The sequence below is a fragment of the Roseomonas sp. FDAARGOS_362 genome, assembly GCF_002754815.1.
GTDB classification, from domain to species: Bacteria; Pseudomonadota; Alphaproteobacteria; order Acetobacterales; family Acetobacteraceae; genus Roseomonas; species Roseomonas mucosa.
Genome location: NZ_CP024588.1, coordinates 2759414 through 2775832, shown reverse-complemented (window position 1 = coordinate 2775832; position 16419 = coordinate 2759414). Strand labels below are relative to the sequence as shown.

Annotated in this window: 17 protein-coding genes; 9 read left to right on the top strand and 8 right to left on the bottom strand. The window is 70.9% G+C overall.

Going from position 1 to position 16419, the window contains the following annotated elements; genetic code table 11:
- Nucleotides 1–31: 31 nt before the first annotated feature.
- From CTJ15_RS17335 to CTJ15_RS17300, 8 genes are all read right to left on the bottom strand, one after another.
- Nucleotides 32–256, bottom strand: coding sequence for a zinc-finger domain-containing protein (locus CTJ15_RS17335; protein ID WP_019460968.1), 225 nt, complete (start codon nucleotides 254–256; stop codon nucleotides 32–34).
- A gap of 428 nt (nucleotides 257–684) precedes the next feature.
- Nucleotides 685–1572, bottom strand: a complete 888-nt coding sequence (locus CTJ15_RS17330) for a prephenate/arogenate dehydrogenase family protein (RefSeq protein ID WP_099781763.1) — start codon at nucleotides 1570–1572, stop codon at nucleotides 685–687.
- Nucleotides 1569–2651, bottom strand: a complete 1083-nt coding sequence (gene hisC / locus CTJ15_RS17325; protein ID WP_099781762.1) for a histidinol-phosphate transaminase — start codon at nucleotides 2649–2651, stop codon at nucleotides 1569–1571. The genes CTJ15_RS17330 and hisC overlap by 4 nt, the downstream gene beginning before the upstream one ends.
- Entirely contained in the window at nucleotides 2648–3535 is an 888-nt protein-coding gene (locus CTJ15_RS17320; RefSeq protein WP_157223104.1) for a chorismate mutase, read from the bottom strand. Before CTJ15_RS17320 ends, hisC begins: the two co-directional genes overlap by 4 nt.
- Before the next feature lie 596 nt (nucleotides 3536–4131).
- Nucleotides 4132–4992, bottom strand: a complete 861-nt coding sequence (locus CTJ15_RS17315) for an AEC family transporter (protein WP_099781761.1) — start codon at nucleotides 4990–4992, stop codon at nucleotides 4132–4134.
- A 46-nt stretch (nucleotides 4993–5038) separates the two neighbouring features.
- Complete coding sequence (locus CTJ15_RS17310; RefSeq protein ID WP_099780817.1) at nucleotides 5039–6631, bottom strand: IS66 family transposase; 1593 nt, start codon at nucleotides 6629–6631, stop codon at nucleotides 5039–5041.
- 12 nt (nucleotides 6632–6643) lie between these two features.
- On the bottom strand, nucleotides 6644–7000 hold the full coding sequence (gene tnpB, locus CTJ15_RS17305; RefSeq protein WP_075821995.1) for an IS66 family insertion sequence element accessory protein TnpB: 357 nt from the start codon (nucleotides 6998–7000) through the stop codon (nucleotides 6644–6646).
- Nucleotides 6997–7440, bottom strand: coding sequence for a transposase (locus CTJ15_RS17300; protein ID WP_075821996.1), 444 nt, complete (start codon nucleotides 7438–7440; stop codon nucleotides 6997–6999). The genes tnpB and CTJ15_RS17300 overlap by 4 nt, the downstream gene beginning before the upstream one ends.
- 338 nt (nucleotides 7441–7778) lie before the next feature.
- Between CTJ15_RS17300 and CTJ15_RS17295 the strand changes: the two genes are divergently transcribed.
- The 9 genes from CTJ15_RS17295 (at nucleotide 7779) to CTJ15_RS17255 (ending at nucleotide 16414) form a co-directional block, all read left to right on the top strand.
- Complete coding sequence (locus CTJ15_RS17295; RefSeq protein WP_019461708.1) at nucleotides 7779–8879, top strand: TRAP transporter substrate-binding protein; 1101 nt, start codon at nucleotides 7779–7781, stop codon at nucleotides 8877–8879.
- A 129-nt stretch (nucleotides 8880–9008) separates the two neighbouring features.
- Nucleotides 9009–9419: a DUF2501 domain-containing protein gene (locus CTJ15_RS17290; protein ID WP_075822823.1), complete on the top strand. Its 411-nt coding sequence runs from the start codon at nucleotides 9009–9011 to the stop codon at nucleotides 9417–9419.
- Nucleotides 9420–9740: 321 nt separating this feature from the next.
- Nucleotides 9741–10499, top strand: a complete 759-nt coding sequence (locus CTJ15_RS17285) for an SH3 domain-containing protein (RefSeq protein WP_099781760.1) — start codon at nucleotides 9741–9743, stop codon at nucleotides 10497–10499.
- A gap of 492 nt (nucleotides 10500–10991) precedes the next feature.
- On the top strand, nucleotides 10992–11438 hold the full coding sequence (aroQ, locus tag CTJ15_RS17280) for a type II 3-dehydroquinate dehydratase (protein ID WP_026033298.1): 447 nt from the start codon (nucleotides 10992–10994) through the stop codon (nucleotides 11436–11438).
- Nucleotides 11435–12301, top strand: coding sequence for a shikimate dehydrogenase (locus CTJ15_RS17275; protein WP_075822825.1), 867 nt, complete (start codon nucleotides 11435–11437; stop codon nucleotides 12299–12301). Before aroQ ends, CTJ15_RS17275 begins: the two co-directional genes overlap by 4 nt.
- A 179-nt stretch (nucleotides 12302–12480) precedes the next feature.
- Nucleotides 12481–13650 carry a 4-carboxymuconolactone decarboxylase gene (gene pcaC, locus CTJ15_RS17270; protein ID WP_099781759.1) on the top strand — a complete coding sequence of 390 codons (1170 nt, stop codon included), beginning with the start codon at nucleotides 12481–12483 and terminating at the stop codon, nucleotides 13648–13650.
- A gap of 31 nt (nucleotides 13651–13681) precedes the next feature.
- Nucleotides 13682–15058: a 3-carboxy-cis,cis-muconate cycloisomerase gene (gene pcaB, locus CTJ15_RS17265; RefSeq protein WP_019461702.1), complete on the top strand. Its 1377-nt coding sequence runs from the start codon at nucleotides 13682–13684 to the stop codon at nucleotides 15056–15058.
- Nucleotides 15055–15738 (top strand): 3-oxoacid CoA-transferase subunit A, encoded by a 684-nt coding sequence (locus CTJ15_RS17260; protein ID WP_019461701.1) that lies wholly within the window; start codon nucleotides 15055–15057, stop codon nucleotides 15736–15738. Before pcaB ends, CTJ15_RS17260 begins: the two co-directional genes overlap by 4 nt.
- A 16-nt stretch (nucleotides 15739–15754) precedes the next feature.
- Nucleotides 15755–16414 carry a 3-oxoacid CoA-transferase subunit B gene (locus CTJ15_RS17255; RefSeq protein WP_019461700.1) on the top strand — a complete coding sequence of 220 codons (660 nt, stop codon included), beginning with the start codon at nucleotides 15755–15757 and terminating at the stop codon, nucleotides 16412–16414.
- The last annotated feature ends 5 nt before the right edge of the window (nucleotides 16415–16419 follow it).

Here is a 16419-nt window from a genome sequence, read left to right as displayed (position 1 = left end):
CGCCGCCCCTTTCCGAATTCCTGCCAGCGCCTCAGTGGTGGCCGTCATCCCCCGCGCCCTCGGCCAGCACATAGGTGCGCGAGCAGTAGGGGCAGGTGACCTCCCGGTCCTCGATCCGCATGTAGATGGTGGGATGCCCCAGCGCGCCCTTGCCGCCGTCGCAGGCCACCACCCGGCTCTCCACCGTGATCTTGTCCACCGGCGTCACGCCGGGAACGATATGAGGGGTATAGCCGGTGTAGCTGCTGTCGCGCATCGGATCGCTCGCCTGCAGGAAGGATGGGATCCCCTAGATAGGCCCTCCGCGCCCTCCGGGCCAGGGTGGGGGGCAAGGCAGGGGATCAGGGCTTTGCTGCCACTGCCAGCCGGGAGGCCTTGCCTTCCCCGGGGCCCCATCCACCAGGGCCCTGAGGGTCCTGGACCTCCCCTTCGCTGGCTCTCGCTGACACCGGATCGCGGCGGGAAGCATGGCTTCCCGGCGACTGCCGCTGCCACCAGCGCGAAGATAGTGTCTTTCCTTTTTCCGGGAGCTTGCCGGTCCGCCTGTCCCCAGGAATGGGCCATGGGCCGACCTTGCCGCCAGCACCAACTCAAGGCGGGGTCTGGGGAGATACTATCTCCCCAGCGGTGGGGGACCGGGGGAGGCGGAGCCTCCGCCCGGGGGCATCCGCCGGAAACCCCGCTTCAGGCTTGCTTCATCTCGATCAGCGAGCGCCGGACCTTCCGCCCGCGCTGGATGCGGTCCTCGATGAAGCCTGCCTCGCCCCAGCGCACCGCGCGGCCCAGGGCCTGGGAATCCTCGGTGAAGCGCGCCAGCATCTCCAGCAGCGCCTCGCGGTTGTTCAGGAAGATGTCGCGCCACATGGCCACGTCGCTGGCGGCAATGCGGGTGAAGTCGCGGAAGCCCGAGGCGGCGAAGCGCAGGATGTTGTCCTGCGTCTCCTGCGCCAGGTCGTCGGCGGTGGAGCAGATGGTGAAGGCGATCAGGTGCGGCAGGTGCGAGACGATGGCCACCACCTTGTCGTGCTTGGCGGCGTCCATCACCTCCAGCGTCGAGCCCGCGCGGCGCCACATCTCCGTGACTTTCTCCACGGCGGCGGGATCGGCGCCCGGCGGCGGCGTCAGGATCACCCAGCGGCCCTGGAACAGCGCGGCGAAGCCGGCATCGGGGCCGGAGAACTCGGTGCCGGCCATGGGATGGCCCGGCACCAGGTGCACGCCTTCCGGCAACAGGGGCAGCAGGTCGCGCAGCACGCTGCTCTTGGTGCTGCCGACGTCGCTCAGCACGCAGCCCGGGGCGAGATGCGCCGCGATCACCGACATCACCCCGTGATAGGCGCCCACGGGCACGCAGAGGACGACCGCGTCGCAGCCCTCCACCGCCCGCACCGGATTGGGCTCCACTGTATCGGCGATGCCCAGTGCCCGCACCCGCCCGATCACCGCGGCGGAACTGTCGTGCACCACCAGATGCCGGGCGATGTCGCCCCGCTCGCGGACCAGCCGCGCCAGGGAGGAACCAATCAGACCGGCGCCGATGATGCAGAGGCGGCGGAAGAGGGGATCGCTCATCCGCGCGCGAAGCCGGTGAGCGCCTCGATCACCATCTCGCATTCCTCGGCATTGCCGATGGTGACGCGGAGGTAGCGCGGCAGGCCATAGCCGCCCATGGCGCGCACGATCAGCCCGCGCGCGCGCAGATGCGCGTCGGCGGCCCCGGCGCGCTCGGCGCTGCCGAAATCCACCAGCACGAAGTTGGTCTCGCTCGGCCGCACCGGAAGGCCCACCGCCTCCAGCGCCGCGCTCAGCTTCGCGCGCCATTCGCTGTTGTGCGCGACGTTCTTCCCGATCCAGCCCGGCTCGGCCAGGGCGGCGATGCCGGCGGCGGCGGCGGCGGCGTTCACGTTGAACGGCCCACGCACCCGGCCCAGCACATCGACGATGGCGGGCGAGGCATAGGCCCAGCCCAGGCGCATGCCGCCCAGTCCATAGATCTTGCTGAAGGTGCGCAGCATCACCGTGTTGTCGCTGGCATCCACAACCTTCGCCCCGGCGTCGTAGCCCGGGGCGGTGACGTATTCCGCATAGGCGGAATCCAGCGCCAGCAGGATGTCGTCGCGCAGGCCCGCGCGCAGGCGCTCGACCTCGCCCTGCGGCAGCAGCGTGCCGGTCGGGTTGTTCGGGTTGGTGAGGAAGACCAGCTTCGTGCGCGGCCCGACCGCGGCCAGCATGGCATCCACATCGGCGGTCAGCTCGCGCTCCGGCACCTTGATGACGCGGCAGCCGGCCCAGAGCCCGGTCAGCTCGTACATCTGGAAGCCGTAGGCGGACATGACGAGCTCGGTGCCCTCGCCGCCATAGGCCATGATCAGCAGCGCGATCAGCTCGTCGGAGCCGTTGCCGCAGACGATCCGCGCCGGGTCCAGCCCATGTGCCGCCCCGATCGCCTCGCGCAGCGCCTTCGCCCCGCCATCCGGATAGCGGTGCGCCTCGGTCGCCATCGCCCGGATCGCCTCCACCGCGCCGGGCGGCGGGCCGAAGGCGCCCTCGTTGGAGGACAGCTTCACGATGCGGTTCACGCCCGGGATCCTGGATTCGCCGCCGACATAGGGCTCGACGGCGAGGATGGAGGGACGGGGCATCACGGTCATGGCAGGCTCTCCGGCTCGGCATAGGCGCCGAGCAGATCGGCGCGAAAATTCTTCAGGCGGGGGTCGTCGGCGGACAGGAAGCCCTCGATCTCGGCCAGGGCGCAGCCCTCCGCGCCTCTGTCGGCCGCGCGCCCGGCGCCCGTCTCGTGCGGGTGCGGCAGGTCGCGGAAGGGGATCAGCCGCAGCACCTTCAGCCCCGCCGCCGACAGCGCGGCGGCCAGCGCATCGCGCGACATGTCCGGCGCGTGGGCGAGGCGCAGCAGGGAACGGTCGCGCCCCGTGGCTTCCGGCGCCATGGCGGCGACCACCAGCGCCTGCGGCCGCTGCCCCGCGGCGGCGAGGAAGGGCAGCGCGGCCACCACGTGCAGGCGCGGCGCCTCCAGCCGCAGCCACCAGGCGGCCTCGGCCAAGTCGCCGTCATCGGGCATCGGCAGGATGGCGAGGTTCGCTTCCCCGGCGGACAGCGCGGCGAGCACCCGGCCCACCGTCGCGTGCAGGCGCAGCGTGCTGCCCTCGCCGTAATGGGCGCGGGCCAGGGAGGAGAGCGGGGATTCACCCGGATTCCCGCGCTGTGGCTGCAGCACCGCGAGGGAGAGCGGCCCCTGCTGCAACAGCGAGGCCGCGATGATCTCCCGCCAGACCTGGACCATCGTGCCGGCCGGAAGGGGGGGATGATGGCGGGCCAGCAGGCGGCGAAGGATTCCCGCCTCGCGCCCCGGGCGATAGGGGAAGCTGTCGTTCTTCACCCGGCTGGCGGCCATGCGGGCGGAAAGCGCCGCCCGGCGCATCAGCAGGTCGTGCACCGCGTCGTCGATCGAATCGATCTCGGCACGCAGCGAGGCCAGGTCGGGCAATGACAGGTCGGGCGACGGCAGGTCGGTCATGATATCCGGCGAACCCATAATGCCCTCCTTGCCCCGCGCCAAGGCGAAGGGAAAGACCAGGCCAGACCGGATTCGCGCCGGCCCGGCGGATTCGCAGGGCTGCCTCCCGCAGGACGGGACGGAGCATATCACGCTGGCGCCAACACAGGGGAAGCCGCGTTCCCCACCAGAAGGGGATGGATGGCCGCCCCTTCCCGTTGCCGCCTCCGCGGGATCGCCTTGCGCCCGGCGTTGCGCCGTCCCGGGTGAAAGGTGCTGCCTTTCCCCCGGACCCCCTATCCGCCAGGACGCTGCGCACCCTGGACCCGATTCGTTGGTCCTCGCTGCCGCCGGATCGCGCCGGAGAGCCTGGCTCTCCGGCGGACTGCCGGTGCCCCATCAGCGCGGTTACGGTGTCTTTCTTCCTTTTGGGAGTCCCGCCTTTCCACCTGCTCCCGGAGATCAACGGCAACCTGACGGCAACCACGAGCGCCAGTTCATGTCCGGGGGCCGGCTTCGGTCCCCGGCGGAGAGGGGGTCCGGCGGGAGAGGCGGCGCCTCTCCCCCGGCAGGTCACCACAAAGCCAAATGGCCGGGAAAAGCAGCCCCTCGAAGGGTCAGGGCAGCAGCAGCCAGGCCCAGAAGGGCAGGCTCAGCACCGCCAGGATATGCTGCCCGGTGGTCATGGCGGCGATGAGCGGGGCATCGCCGCCCATGGCGCGCGCCATGACATAGCCTGTCGTGGCGGTCGGCATCGCCATGAACAGCACGGCGACCGAGGCGGCCAGGGCGTCGAGGCCGAAGAGCCGCGCCAGCGCCAGGGTGAGGAGCGGCATCAGCAGCAGCTTCTGCGCCGCCACCAGGTTCTGCAGCAGCGGCCGGTCCCGCAGCGCCCCCGGGGTCAGCGCCGCCCCCACGGCGAGCAGGCCCAGCGCCACCGAGGCACCGCCCAGCGCGCGCAGCAGCGGCCCCAGCCCCGGCGGCAGGCCGCCGAGGGCGGACAGGGCGAAGCCCAGCAGGCAGGCCAGGATCAGCGGGTTGAGCGCCACCTGCCGCAGCACGGAGGCCGGGCGCGGCCAGCCGCGCTCGCCGCCCATGGCGAAGGCGATGGTCAGGATGAACTGCACGCAGGGCACGATCAGCCCGGTCGTCACCCCACCCAGCGCCACGCCGGGCGCCCCCAGGACACCGCCAGTGACGGCGAAGGCGACGAGGTTGTTGAAGCGTATCCCTCCCTGCAGCACCGAGGTCGCGCTGGCATGGCCCTGCCGCATCAGCCGGGCCAGCAGCAGCGCCACGGCGGTGCCGAGCAGAAGCGCCAACCAGATGCTGGCCGCCATGCCGCCGAATGGCAGGCTGCGCAGGTCCACCGCGGAGATCGAGGACACCAGCAGCGCGGGCATCAGCACGTAGAAGACCAGCCGCTCGATGCCTGCCCAGACCGCGCCATCGCGCAGCATGCGCCGCTTCAGCAGCATGCCGAGTAAGCGCGGCCACGAGGCCCTTGGTGCTTTGGGTTGACGGTCAGCCCGAGGCGGTGGCGGTCCAGCACCAGGGCATGAGTTCGTCGAGGCGGCTATTGGGCCAGCCGCCGACGAGCCGGGTGAGCAGGTCGGCGAGGTAGCGCTGCGGGTCGACGCCATTGAGCTTGCACGTCTCCACGAGGGAGGCGACGGCCGCCCAGCGGGCGCCCCCGTCGTCACCGGAGGCGAACAGCGCGTTTTTCCGGGAAAGGCAGAGCGGTCGGATGGCGCGTTCGACGGTGTTGCTATCCATTTCGATCCGGCCATCGTCGAGGAACCGCACGAGACCGTCCTGGTGGTTCAGAGCGTAGCGGATCGCCTCCGCGGTCGGGCTGCTGCCGGGCAGGCGCGCGAGGGCCTCCCGTAGCCAGGCGAACAGCTCCTCGGCAAGGGGGCGGCTCCTGGCCTGGCGGGCGGACTGCCGGACCTCCGGGAGGCTGCCCCTGACCTCCGCCTCTATGGCGTAGAGGGCGGCGATGCGTCGCAGGGCTTCGGCCGCGATCGGCGCTGTCTTGCCCTTCGCCAGCGGGATGAACTCGCGACGGACGTGCGACCAACAGAACGCGAGCGTCATGCTCCGCTCGGCGGCGATCGCCTTGTAGACGCCGTAGCCATCGCACTGGAGGATGCCGCCGTAGTTCCGGAGCAGCGCGCGGCCATGCTCGGCGCCGCGGCCCGGGGCGTAGTGGAACACCACGGCAGGCGGGTCCGTCCCGCCCCAGGGCCGGTCGTCGCGCGCGAGTGCCCAGGCGTAGCCCTTCTTCGTCTGGCCGCGCCCCGGGTCGAGCACCGGCATCGTGGTCTCGTCGGCGAACAGCTTCGGCGAGGTGAGCAGGATCTCGTGCATCCGGCGCACGACGGGCAGCACCTCGTGGGCCGCAGTGCCGGTCCAATCCGCCAGCACCTCCCGCCCGATCTCGATCCCCTGCCGCAGCAGGATCTGGGACTGGCGGTAGAGGGGCAGGTGGTCGGCGTAGCGCGACACCAGCACGTGGGCGACGGTGGCCTCCGTCGGCACCCCGCCCTCGACCAGGCGGGGTGGCGCCGAGGCCTGCAGCACGGTGCCGGGACAGGCCCGGCAGGCGAACTTCGGGCGGCGCGTGACGAGAACTTGGAACCTCGCCGGGATCACGTCCAGCCGCTCCGACGTGTCGGTCCCGATCTCGACGAGCGCGCCGTCGCAGCAGGGGCAGGTCATTGTCTCCGGCGCCAGCACCACCTCGACGCGGGGCAGGTGCGCGGGCAACCGCCCGCGCCCGGCACGGCGACGCCTGATCGTCCCCTCTCGCTGCTCGGGGGAGGTCTTGGCCACCTCGGCCGCGGCCTCGGCGATGGAGGCCTCAAGCTCCTCGAACGCGAAGTGGAGCTGATCCTCTGGCAGGCGCTCGGACCGCTTGCCGAACTGCATCCGCCGGAGCTTCTCCAGCAGGTGGCGCAGCCGTTCGTTCCGCTCCGCCAGCGCGTCACGCTCGGCCGCGATGCCGTCTCGCTCCGCCTCCAGCGCATCGCACCGGGACAACGCCGCAGCGAGCAGCGCCCGCAGGGCCGCGGGGTCGTCCGGGAAGTCCGCCGTCTCGGTGTCGGCCGCGCGCATCGCACGCCGAGCTTATGCAGCCGCGGTCGGCCTGGGAATCCGTTTCAGCGTCTGCATGCGCGACCAATCGAAGCCATCGAACAGCGCCGCGAACTCGACTGGGCTGAGCCGCATCACCCCATTGACGATCGGCGGCCAGCGAAACACGTTGCCCTCGAGCTGCTTCCAGACCAGCACGAGGCCGGATGCGTCCCAAACCAGGATCTTGATCCGGTCCGCGCGGCGCGAGCGGAACACCAGGACCACGCCCGAGAACGGATCCTGCCCCAGCATCTCGGCGGCCAGCGCCGCCAGGCCATGCGCCCCCTTGCGGAAGTCCACGGGCTGGGTCGCGAGGAGGATGCGTGCGCCCGCCGGGAGCGCGATCACGCCTCCAGCGCCGCAGCCAGCCGGGCGACCACCGCCGCGTCCGCCTCACCCCCCACCCGCAGCACGCGGCCGTTCCGCAGCACAACCTCGATCGCTGCCCCGACCGTCTCCCGCACCGGCGTGACCGCCTCTGCCACCGCGGCCGGGACGCCTGGCCCAACCACCAGCGGTACCAGCTGCGGCGGGCGCGGGGCCGTCTTGCGTTTCACCGGCCTGCCCTCGGCCTCGCGCCGCCAACGGTGGATCAGGCTCGGCGAGATGCCGTGCCGCTGGGCCACCTCCAGCACCCGTGCCCCCGGCTCGGAAGCCTCGGCCAGGAACGCTGCCTTCTCCTCGGCCGTGTAGTCCCGCCGTGCGCCGCGAGTGACGATCTCCACCCGCTCCACCGCCCCAGTGCTAGCACCAGTGCTGGCACTCGTGTTCGCCACCCATCGCGCCATCGCCATACCTCCGCGACGGCTTACCTCGCGGCATCAGCAGACCGGATCAAGAAGGGCGGTCACGCCGCGCTTACCATGCCGAGTGCGATCAGCCCGAAAGCGGGCACGAAGGCGTCGAACCACATGGTCATGGCCGGACGGGGCCGTGGGGAGGAGGTAGGGCTGCATCGATTCGCGTCATCGCCGGCAGGCTATGGCATATCGGTGGAGGGGGCAGGGGGCCCAGGGCCTTGGCAGGGGCAGGCCTTGCGGGTGCCCGCCCACCCCTTCACCCACCCCTGGCGCTTCCGCCCGATCTCTGCTGCTCTTGCGGCAAGAACCGGTTTCGGGAGGAATCCATGCAACGCCGCGCCCTGCTGACCGCCGCCATGGCGGCCGCGCCCGCCCTGCCCGCCGCCGCCCAGGCCCCCGCCGGCGGCACGGAGGCGATGCCGGAGATCCGCTGGCGCCTGACCAGTTCCTTCCCGCGCTCCACCGACATCCTCTACGGCACCGCCGAGAAGATGACGAAGCGCGTGGCGCAGCTCACCGACAACAGGTTCCAGATCCGCCTCTTCGCGGCGGGCGAGATCGTGGGTGGGCTGCAGGCGCTGGATGCCGTGCAGAACAACACGGTCGAGGCCTGCCACACCGCCACCTACTACTACACCGGCAAGGACCCCTCCTTCGCCTTCTTCACCGTCGTCCCGTTCGGCATGAACGACCGGCAGCAGACGAGCTGGTACCAGCAGGGCGGAGGCCAGGCGCTGATGGAGGAGCTGCTGAAGGACTACAACGCGGTGCCCTTCATGATGGGCAACACAGGCGCGCAGATGGGCGGCTGGTTCCGCAAGGAGATCAAGAGCCTCGACGACGTGAAGGGGCTGAAGTTCCGCATCGCCGGGCTGGCGGGCGACATGTTCGCCAGGATGGGCGCCGTGCCGACGCAGCTCGCCGCCAGCGACATCTACCCGGCGCTGGAACGCGGCACGATCGATGCGGTGGAATTCGTCGGCCCGCATGACGACGAGAAGCTCGGCTTCGCGCGGGTCGCGCCCTACTACTACTATCCCGGCTTCTTCGAGCCCTGCGCGCAGACGCATCTGCTGGTCAACCAGCGCGCCCTGGCCACGCTGCCGCCGCATTACCGCGCGGCGCTGGAAACCGCCTGTGCCGAGGCGAACACCGACATGCTTTCGCGCTACGACCAGAGCAACCCGGAGGCGCTGCGGCGGCTGGTGGGCGCGGGCACGCAGCTCCGCCCCTGGCCGCGCGACGTCATGACCGCAGCCTGGAAGGCGGCGAACGAACTCTATGACGAGATCGGCAACCGCAACGAGCGCTTCAAGCGGATCTGGGAAAGCTACCGCAAGTATCGCGACGAGGAGTTCCTCTGGTTCCGCGTCGCGGAATACAGCTACGCCAATTTCGCCTTCACCGCGGCGCAGACGGTGAAATAGCCGTGCCGGGCGAGGCCGCCCGCGCCTCCCCCTTTCCGGCCGCGCACGAAATCCTGTGGCCGGCCCGGGGTTGCGCCGGGGGGCGGCCTGTGTTCCGTCACCGCCTCCCGGAAGGTTAAGGAGACGCCGATGCGACATCTCGTGACAGGCCTCGCCGTCATGGCCCTGCTGGCCGCCGCGCCCGCCGTCACCCCCGCGCGGGCGCAGCTGATGGACACGCTGAAGAACGCCGCCGGCAACAGCCTCGGCAGCATCGCGGTGCCGTCCCCGGCCGCCGCCAGCAGCAGCAACATCGCAGGGCTCATGCAATACTGCGTGCGGCAGCGCCTGACCGGCGGGGCGGAGGCGGCCTCGGTGAAGGACCAGCTCCTGGGCAAGCTCGGCGGAACCGCCAAGCAAAGCGGCAACCCGGGCTTCGTCGAGGGCTCCAAGGGCGTGCTGGACGCGCAGGGCAAGAGCTTCGACCTCGCCAGCCTGAAGAGCGAACTCGGCCAGAAGCTCTGCGATCAGGTGCTGCAGCGCGCCAAGGCCCTGCTCTGAGGCCACCCGCCGCGCGGCCTCCTCGGCACGGCCGGCAGGGGCGCCCAGCGGGAGCGTGAAGCCTGAAGGGAGCCTGAAGGCCACCACGCCGGAACGCTTCCGGCCGCGCCAGGCTTTCCGGGTCCCTGCAGCCTGGGGAAAACGAGCCGGGGATCGCGTCGCGCCTGTGAAATTCTCCCGGACCCTCCAAACATTGTTGCGGCGAAGGCGTTCTTCCCCCGGTGGCCGGACTGCCGGGAGTGGTGCCGCCGTCCCGGCCTGGCTGCCTTTCTGCCGTGCCATGTGCCGGAGGCCCGCGACGAGACAGGAGGACAGGGTGCCATGAAAGCCGCCATCGGGTCGGGAGTCCTCCGCGCCTGCACCGGCCTTGCCCTGCTGGCCGCGTTGACTGCCTGCAATGAGAAGGACGCCAAGGGTAGCAGCGAGCCCGACCGTCTGGCGCAGGCCCAAGTGGTGACGGAGGCCGCCTTGCGCGCCGGGCTTGCCTCCTATGGCCAGCCGCAACTCCGTGCGGTGCAGAGTTATGTCCAGGCGATGCCGAACACGGTGGCAGTCTGCGGCCAAGTCAATGCGAAGGGAGCGAGCGGGGCCTTCGTGCCCTTCGTGACAGTGTTGACCTATTCCGATGGCGCGGATCCAGTGCTGGAGCAGCATGTCGCCCTGTCGGATGTCGAGGCGACGCGGGTCTATGTCGAGACCGTCTCCCGCTGCCGGGAGGAAGGCGGACCGAAGCCGACCCTGCGGCAGGCCGCTCCGCCACTCCTGCCGCCGATCCCGGCCAACCTGCCGCAGGTGACGCAGGTGACGGCCACCACGATGATGCCGAAGGGAACGGGCAGGGACCAGGCGCAACAGGCAGGACCGGCGGCTTCCGCGGCACAGGATGCCTCCGGCACGCTTTCGATGCGTCAGCCGGGCAATCTCCGCACACATCCGAATGGCGGCGGGCAGGTGCTGCGGGTGGTGCCAGCCGGGACCAGCCTGACGATCTTCGGCACCGCCCCGGGGGGCTGGTACCAGGTCGGGGATGCCAGCCCCGAGGGCTGGGTCCATGGCAGCCTCGTCACGTTGCGGCGTTAGAGCGAGTCTCCGGAGCCACCATCCGGGAGCGTGCGTCCGCAAACCCCTGAAGCCTCGATGCGTCGATGCCCCTTCGTGTTCGCGGCCATCCGGCGGGTGGCCTGACTCGCGGCCATGAGCAGCCGTTCGGCCCCTGGCGAACTGCCTGCCGTGCCAGTTGCGCCGGAGGCCGAGGCTCAGCCTGCGCTGGGTGGTTCCCCCGGTAGCCGCCCTGCCGCTCCCCTGCCGCCCCTTTCCTGCGCACCCTGCCGGGTGACGTGGCGCTGCCCCCACCGGTCCGGGCGGATCGCAACGGCGCTGGCCGGACACAGACGCATATCGCCCCCCATCGTCGCGGGGCGCGCGTGAGCGTAAGAAGACATCTAAATGAGAGCATTCCCCGTTGACTTGGATTAACCGGTTAGTCCACATCCAGCGCCGTCCCAGGCCGGACTGCCGGACCGGAATGCCGATCGGCCATGGGTCCCGAGATCCGATAGGGAGGGTGCCCCGGTGACACGTTTGGTCTATGTCCTGAACGGACCCAACCTGAACCTGCTGGGCAAGCGGCAGCCGCAGATCTACGGCCATGAGACCCTGGCCGATGTGGAGCGAGACTGCCGCGGGGCGGCTGCGGAACTGGGGCTGGAGATCCGCTTCCACCAGAGCAACCGCGAATACGAGATCATCGACTGGATCCATGAGGCGCGGGAGGTGGCGGCGGGCATCGTCATCAACCCCGCCGCCTTCACCCATACCTCGGTGGCCATCCTCGATGCGTTGAAGACCTTCGAGGGGCCGATCATCGAGGTGCACATCTCCAACGTGCATCAGCGCGAGAGCTTCCGGCACCATTCCTATGTGACGCTGGCAGCCAGCGGCGTGATCGCGGGCTTCGGCACCCAGGGCTACACGCTGGCGCTGCAACGCGTCGCCCGCCTGATCGGGGAGGCGAAGTGACGCCGCGCCAGACGGTCCTTTGCGGGCTCATCGGCCACGGCATCCAGGCCTCCCTGACCCCGGCGATGCATGAGCGGGAGGGTGACGAGCAGGGCCTGCGCTCCCAGTACAAGCTGATCGACCTGCAAGTTCTCGGCCTGGGCGTGGAGGCACTGCCGGAGCTGTTGCAGGCGGCCGGGCGCATGGGCTTCACCGGGCTCAACATCACCTATCCCTGCAAGCAGGCGGTGATCCCGCTGTTGGACGAGCTGTCCCCCGACGCGGCTGCGCTGGGCGCGGTGAACACCGTGCTGCTGCGCGACGGCCGGCGGATCGGCCACAACACCGACTGGTCCGGCTATGCCGAGGCCTTTCGCCGCAACATGGACGGCGTGGCGCTGGACCGGGTGGTGCAGCTCGGCGCGGGCGGCGCCGGGGTGGCGGTGGCGCATGCGCTGCTGACCATGGGCGTCGGACAACTGACGATCCAGGACATGGACCCCGCCCGGGCCCAGGCGCTCGCCGCCTCGCTGTCGGAGCGTTTCGGTGCGGGCCGGGCGGTGGCCTGCGCCGACCTGCCGGCGGCCATGGCGGCGGCCAACGGGCTGGTCCACTGCACGCCCACAGGCATGGCCGCGCATCCCGGCCTGCCGCTGCCGGCGGAACTGCTGCGGCCGGCGCTCTGGGTTTCCGAGATCGTCTATTTCCCGCTGGAAACGGAACTGCTGCGCACCGCCCGCGCGCTCGGCTGTCGGACGCTGAGCGGCGGCGGCATGGCGGTCTTTCAGGCGGTGCAGGCCTTCCGCCTCTTCACCTGGCGCGAACCCGACCCCGAGCGGATGCTGCGGCACTTCGCGGAAATGGTGGGCGGCAGGACGGGCTGACCCGCCAGGACCTCCGGCGCCGGGGAGGGCAGGGGCGTCCGTTTCCGGAAAATCTTTCCGGAAACGGGACTTGCGGAGCCGGCGCGAAAGGGCGAAGCCGTGACCGGGCGGCTTTGTCCCAGTCAAGGTTCCAGCCAGGGACCCAAACGGGCCCCGGCCAGGTTTTCGGGAGGCTCACGATGTTTCTCCGTCTGGATGGCACCACCTTTCAGGCGCAGGTCTCCGGCCCCGCCAATGGCGAGGTCCTGTTCCTGCTCCACTCGCTGGGCACGAATGCCGGGATCTGGGAGGAGCCGGCCCAGGCCTTCTCGAACCGCTACCGCGTCATCCGCCCGGACCTGCGCGGCCATGGAATGAGCGGCGTCACCCCCGGCCCCTACAGCATCGAGGGCATGGCCCGCGACATGCTGGGCCTGCTGGATCTGATGGGGGTGGAGAGCGCGCATGTCGCCGGCATCTCCATCGGCGGTATGATCGCCCAGTCGCTCGCCGCCCAGGCGCCGGGCCGGGTGCGCAGCCTGACGCTGGTGGACACGGCGCTGGCCATCCCCCCGGCCCAGGGCTGGATCGACCGCGCCGCCACGGTGCGGGCGGAGGGCATGGAGCCGCTGGTGGAAACGGTGGTGGCGCGCTGGGTGACGCCGGCCTCACTGGGCGAGCCGCGCACCGATGCGCTGCGCGCCATGCTGCGCCGGACCGATCCGGAAGGCTATGCCGGCGCCGCCGAGGCCATCGCCGCCGCCGACCTGACCGAGACCTCCCGCCGCCTGAGCGTGCCGGCACTGGTGCTGGTGGGCGATGGCGATCAGGCGACGCCGCTGGCCAGCGCCGAGGCGCTGCGCGACGCCATCCCCGGCGCGCGGCTGGAGGTGATCCCCGACACCGCCCATATCCCGACCATGGAGCGCCCGGAGGCGGTGGTCGCGGCGATGCGTGGCTTCCTCACCGCCCAGGCGCCGGTCGCGGCGGGCGACGCCTATGCTGCCGGGCTGGCGGTGCGGAAAGCCGTGCTGGGCGAGGCGCATGTCGCCCGTGCCGGCGCCGCGGTGACGCCGCTGGACCAGCCCTTCCAGGACTACATCACCCGCAATGTCTGGGGTGGCATCTGGACCCGCCCGGGGCTACCACGGCACACGCGGTCCCTTCTCACCCTGGCCATGATGGCGGCGCTGGGACGGGAGGACGAGTTCGTCCTGCATGTGCGCGCCACGCGCAACACGGGCGTCTCGCCGGAGGAGATCGCGGAGGTCCTGCTGCAGGTGGGCGCCTATGCGGGCGTGCCGGCGGCCAATCATGCGCTGAAACTGGCCAAGAAGACCCTGAAGGAGATGGAGGAGGAGACGCGATGAGCCGCGCGGCGACGCAAGGGGTGCCCCGGGCATGAGCGTCAACCCCGCCGACAGCGTGGTCTTCGGCACCCTCTATGGCAGCGAGGCGATGCGCGAGGCGGCGGGCGACCGCGCCTGGCTGCAGCGCATGCTGGACGTGGAGGCGGCGCTGGCCCGGGTCGAGGCCCGGCTGGGCCTGATCCCGGCGGAAGCCGCGCCCGCCATCACCGCGGCGGCGCGGGCGGGAAAGCTCGACATGACCGCGCTCGCCATCTCCACCCGCAACACCGGTTATCCGGTGGTGGGGCTGGTGAAGCAGCTTTCCCAGGCCGCCGGGCCGGAAGCCGGGCGCTGGACCCATTGGGGCGCCACCACCCAGGATATCCTCGACACCGCCACGGTGCTGGTGATCCGCGACGCGCTGGCGATCATCGAGCGGGACCTGGACCGGGTCTGCGCCGCGCTGGCGGCGCGGGCGGAGGAGCATCGCGGCACGGTGATGGCCGGGCGCACGCATCTCCAGCATGCCCTGCCGGTGACCTTCGGCTACAAATGCGCCGTCTGGCTCTCGCCCCTGCTGCGGATGCGGGAGCGCTTGGCGGAGCTGCGGCCGCGCGTGCTGCGGGTGGAGTTCGGCGGCGCGGTCGGCACGCTGGCCTCGCTGGGCGACCGCGGGGCGGAGGTGCTGGCCGGGCTGGCGCGGGAGCTGGACCTCGCCGAGCCGGAGATCCCCTGGCATGTCGCGCATGACGGCTTCGCCGAGCTGGTCTCCTGGTGCGGGCTGCTGACCGGCTCGCTCAGCAAGTTCGCCACCGACGTCATGCTGTTAATGCAGACCGAGGTGGCCGAGGTGGCCGAGCCGCATGCCCCCGGGCGTGGCGGCTCCTCCACCATGCCGCAGAAGCGCAACCCGATCGCCTGCGAATACGTGATCGCCCAGGCGCGCGGGGTGGGCGCGCTGGTGCCGCAGATGCTGGCCGCCCTGCCGCACGACCAGGAACGCGGCACCGGCCCCTGGCAGGCCGAGCCGCTGGCGATCTTCCAGAGCCTGCTGCTGACGCATGGCGCGCTGGAGCAGGCCGTGCTGGTGGCCGAGGGGATGACGGTGGATGCCGCACGCATGCGCCGCAACCTCGACAGCACCGGCGGGCTGATCATGGCCGAGGCGGTGATGATGGGCCTCGCCCCCGTGCTGGGGCGCGAGCAGGCGCACCATGCCGTCCACCATGCCTGCGACGTGGCGCTGAAGGAGGGGGTGCCCCTCGCCGAGGCGCTGTCGCGGGAGGAGGAGGTGTCCTCCCGCCTCGACAGGGAGAAGATCGAGGCCCTTACCGATCCGGCTGGCTATCTGGGCGCGGCCAGCCTCTTCATCGACCGGGTGCTGCAGCAGGCGGCGACCCTTCCGCGCCGCAACGGGAAGACCGCATGATCAACAAATTCGTCCGCTCGATCGCGGAGGCGCTGGAAGGGGTGAAGGACGGGTCCACCGTGCTGATCGGTGGCTTCGGCCCGGTGGGACAGCCCAATGCCCTGATCGAAGGGCTGGCGGAGCAGGGGGCGAAGGACCTCACCGTCGTCGCCAACAACGCGGGCACCGGGCGCACCGGCTTGGCGAAGCTGATGGAGCTGGGGCGGGTGCGCAAGATCGTCTGCTCCTTCCCGCGCTCCTCCGGCTCGGTGGTCTTCGAGGAGCTGTACAAGGCCGGAAAGATCGAGCTGGAGATCGTGCCTCAGGGCACGCTGGCGGAGCGGATGCGTGCCGCGGGCGCGGGCGTGCCGGCCTTCTTCACCCCGACCGGTGCCAACACGCTGCTGGCCAAGGGCAAGGAGGTGCGCGAGTACAATGGCCGCCCCTGCATCCTGGAGGAGGCCCTGCCGGGCGACGTCGCGCTGGTCGAGGCCTGGCGGGCGGACCGCTGGGGCAACCTCGTCTATCGGGAGTCCGGCCGGAACTTCAATCCGGTGATGGCCATGGCGGGCAAATGCACCGTCGTGCAGACCCAGCATCTCTGCGAGGATGAGCGGGGACTGGACCCGGAGACCATCGTCACGCCCGGCATCTTCACCGACCGCGTGGTGCATGTTCCCTACGGCGATCCCCAGAGCTGAGGCGGAGGAGCGAGACATGTCGGAGACGGTGAACTTCAGGCCGCTCAGCCGCCCGCAGATGGCGGCGCGCGTGGCAAAGGACATTCCCGAGGGCTGGTACGTCAACCTGGGCATCGGCGTGCCGACCCTGGTGGCCGACCAGATCCCGGCGGGCCATGAGGTGGTGATCCATTCCGAGAACGGGCTGCTGGGCATGGGCCCGGCGCCGGAGGAAGGCAAGGTCGATCCCTGGCTGATCAACGCCGGCAAGCAGCATGTGACGCTGACCCCGGGCGGCAGCTTCTTCCACCACGCGGACAGTTTCTCGATCATCCGGGGCGGGCACCTGGACCTCTGCGTGCTCGGCGCCTTCGAGGTGGCGCAGAACGGCGACATCGCCAACTGGGCGACCTCGGCCAATGACAGCGCCCCCGCCGTGGGCGGGGCCATGGACCTCTCGGTGGGCGCCAAGCGCCTCTGGGTGGTGATGGAGCACACCACCAAGGACGGCAGGCCGCGGCTGGTGGAGGAATGCTCCTATCCGTTGACCGCCGGGCGCGCGGTGACGCGGGTCTATACCAACCTCGCGGTGATCGACATCACGGAGCAGGGCTTCGTGGTGCGCGAGATGGTGCCGGGGCTGGATTTCGACACGCTGCAGGCGAAGACCGGCGCCCGGCTGCACCAGGCCGATTGAGAGGG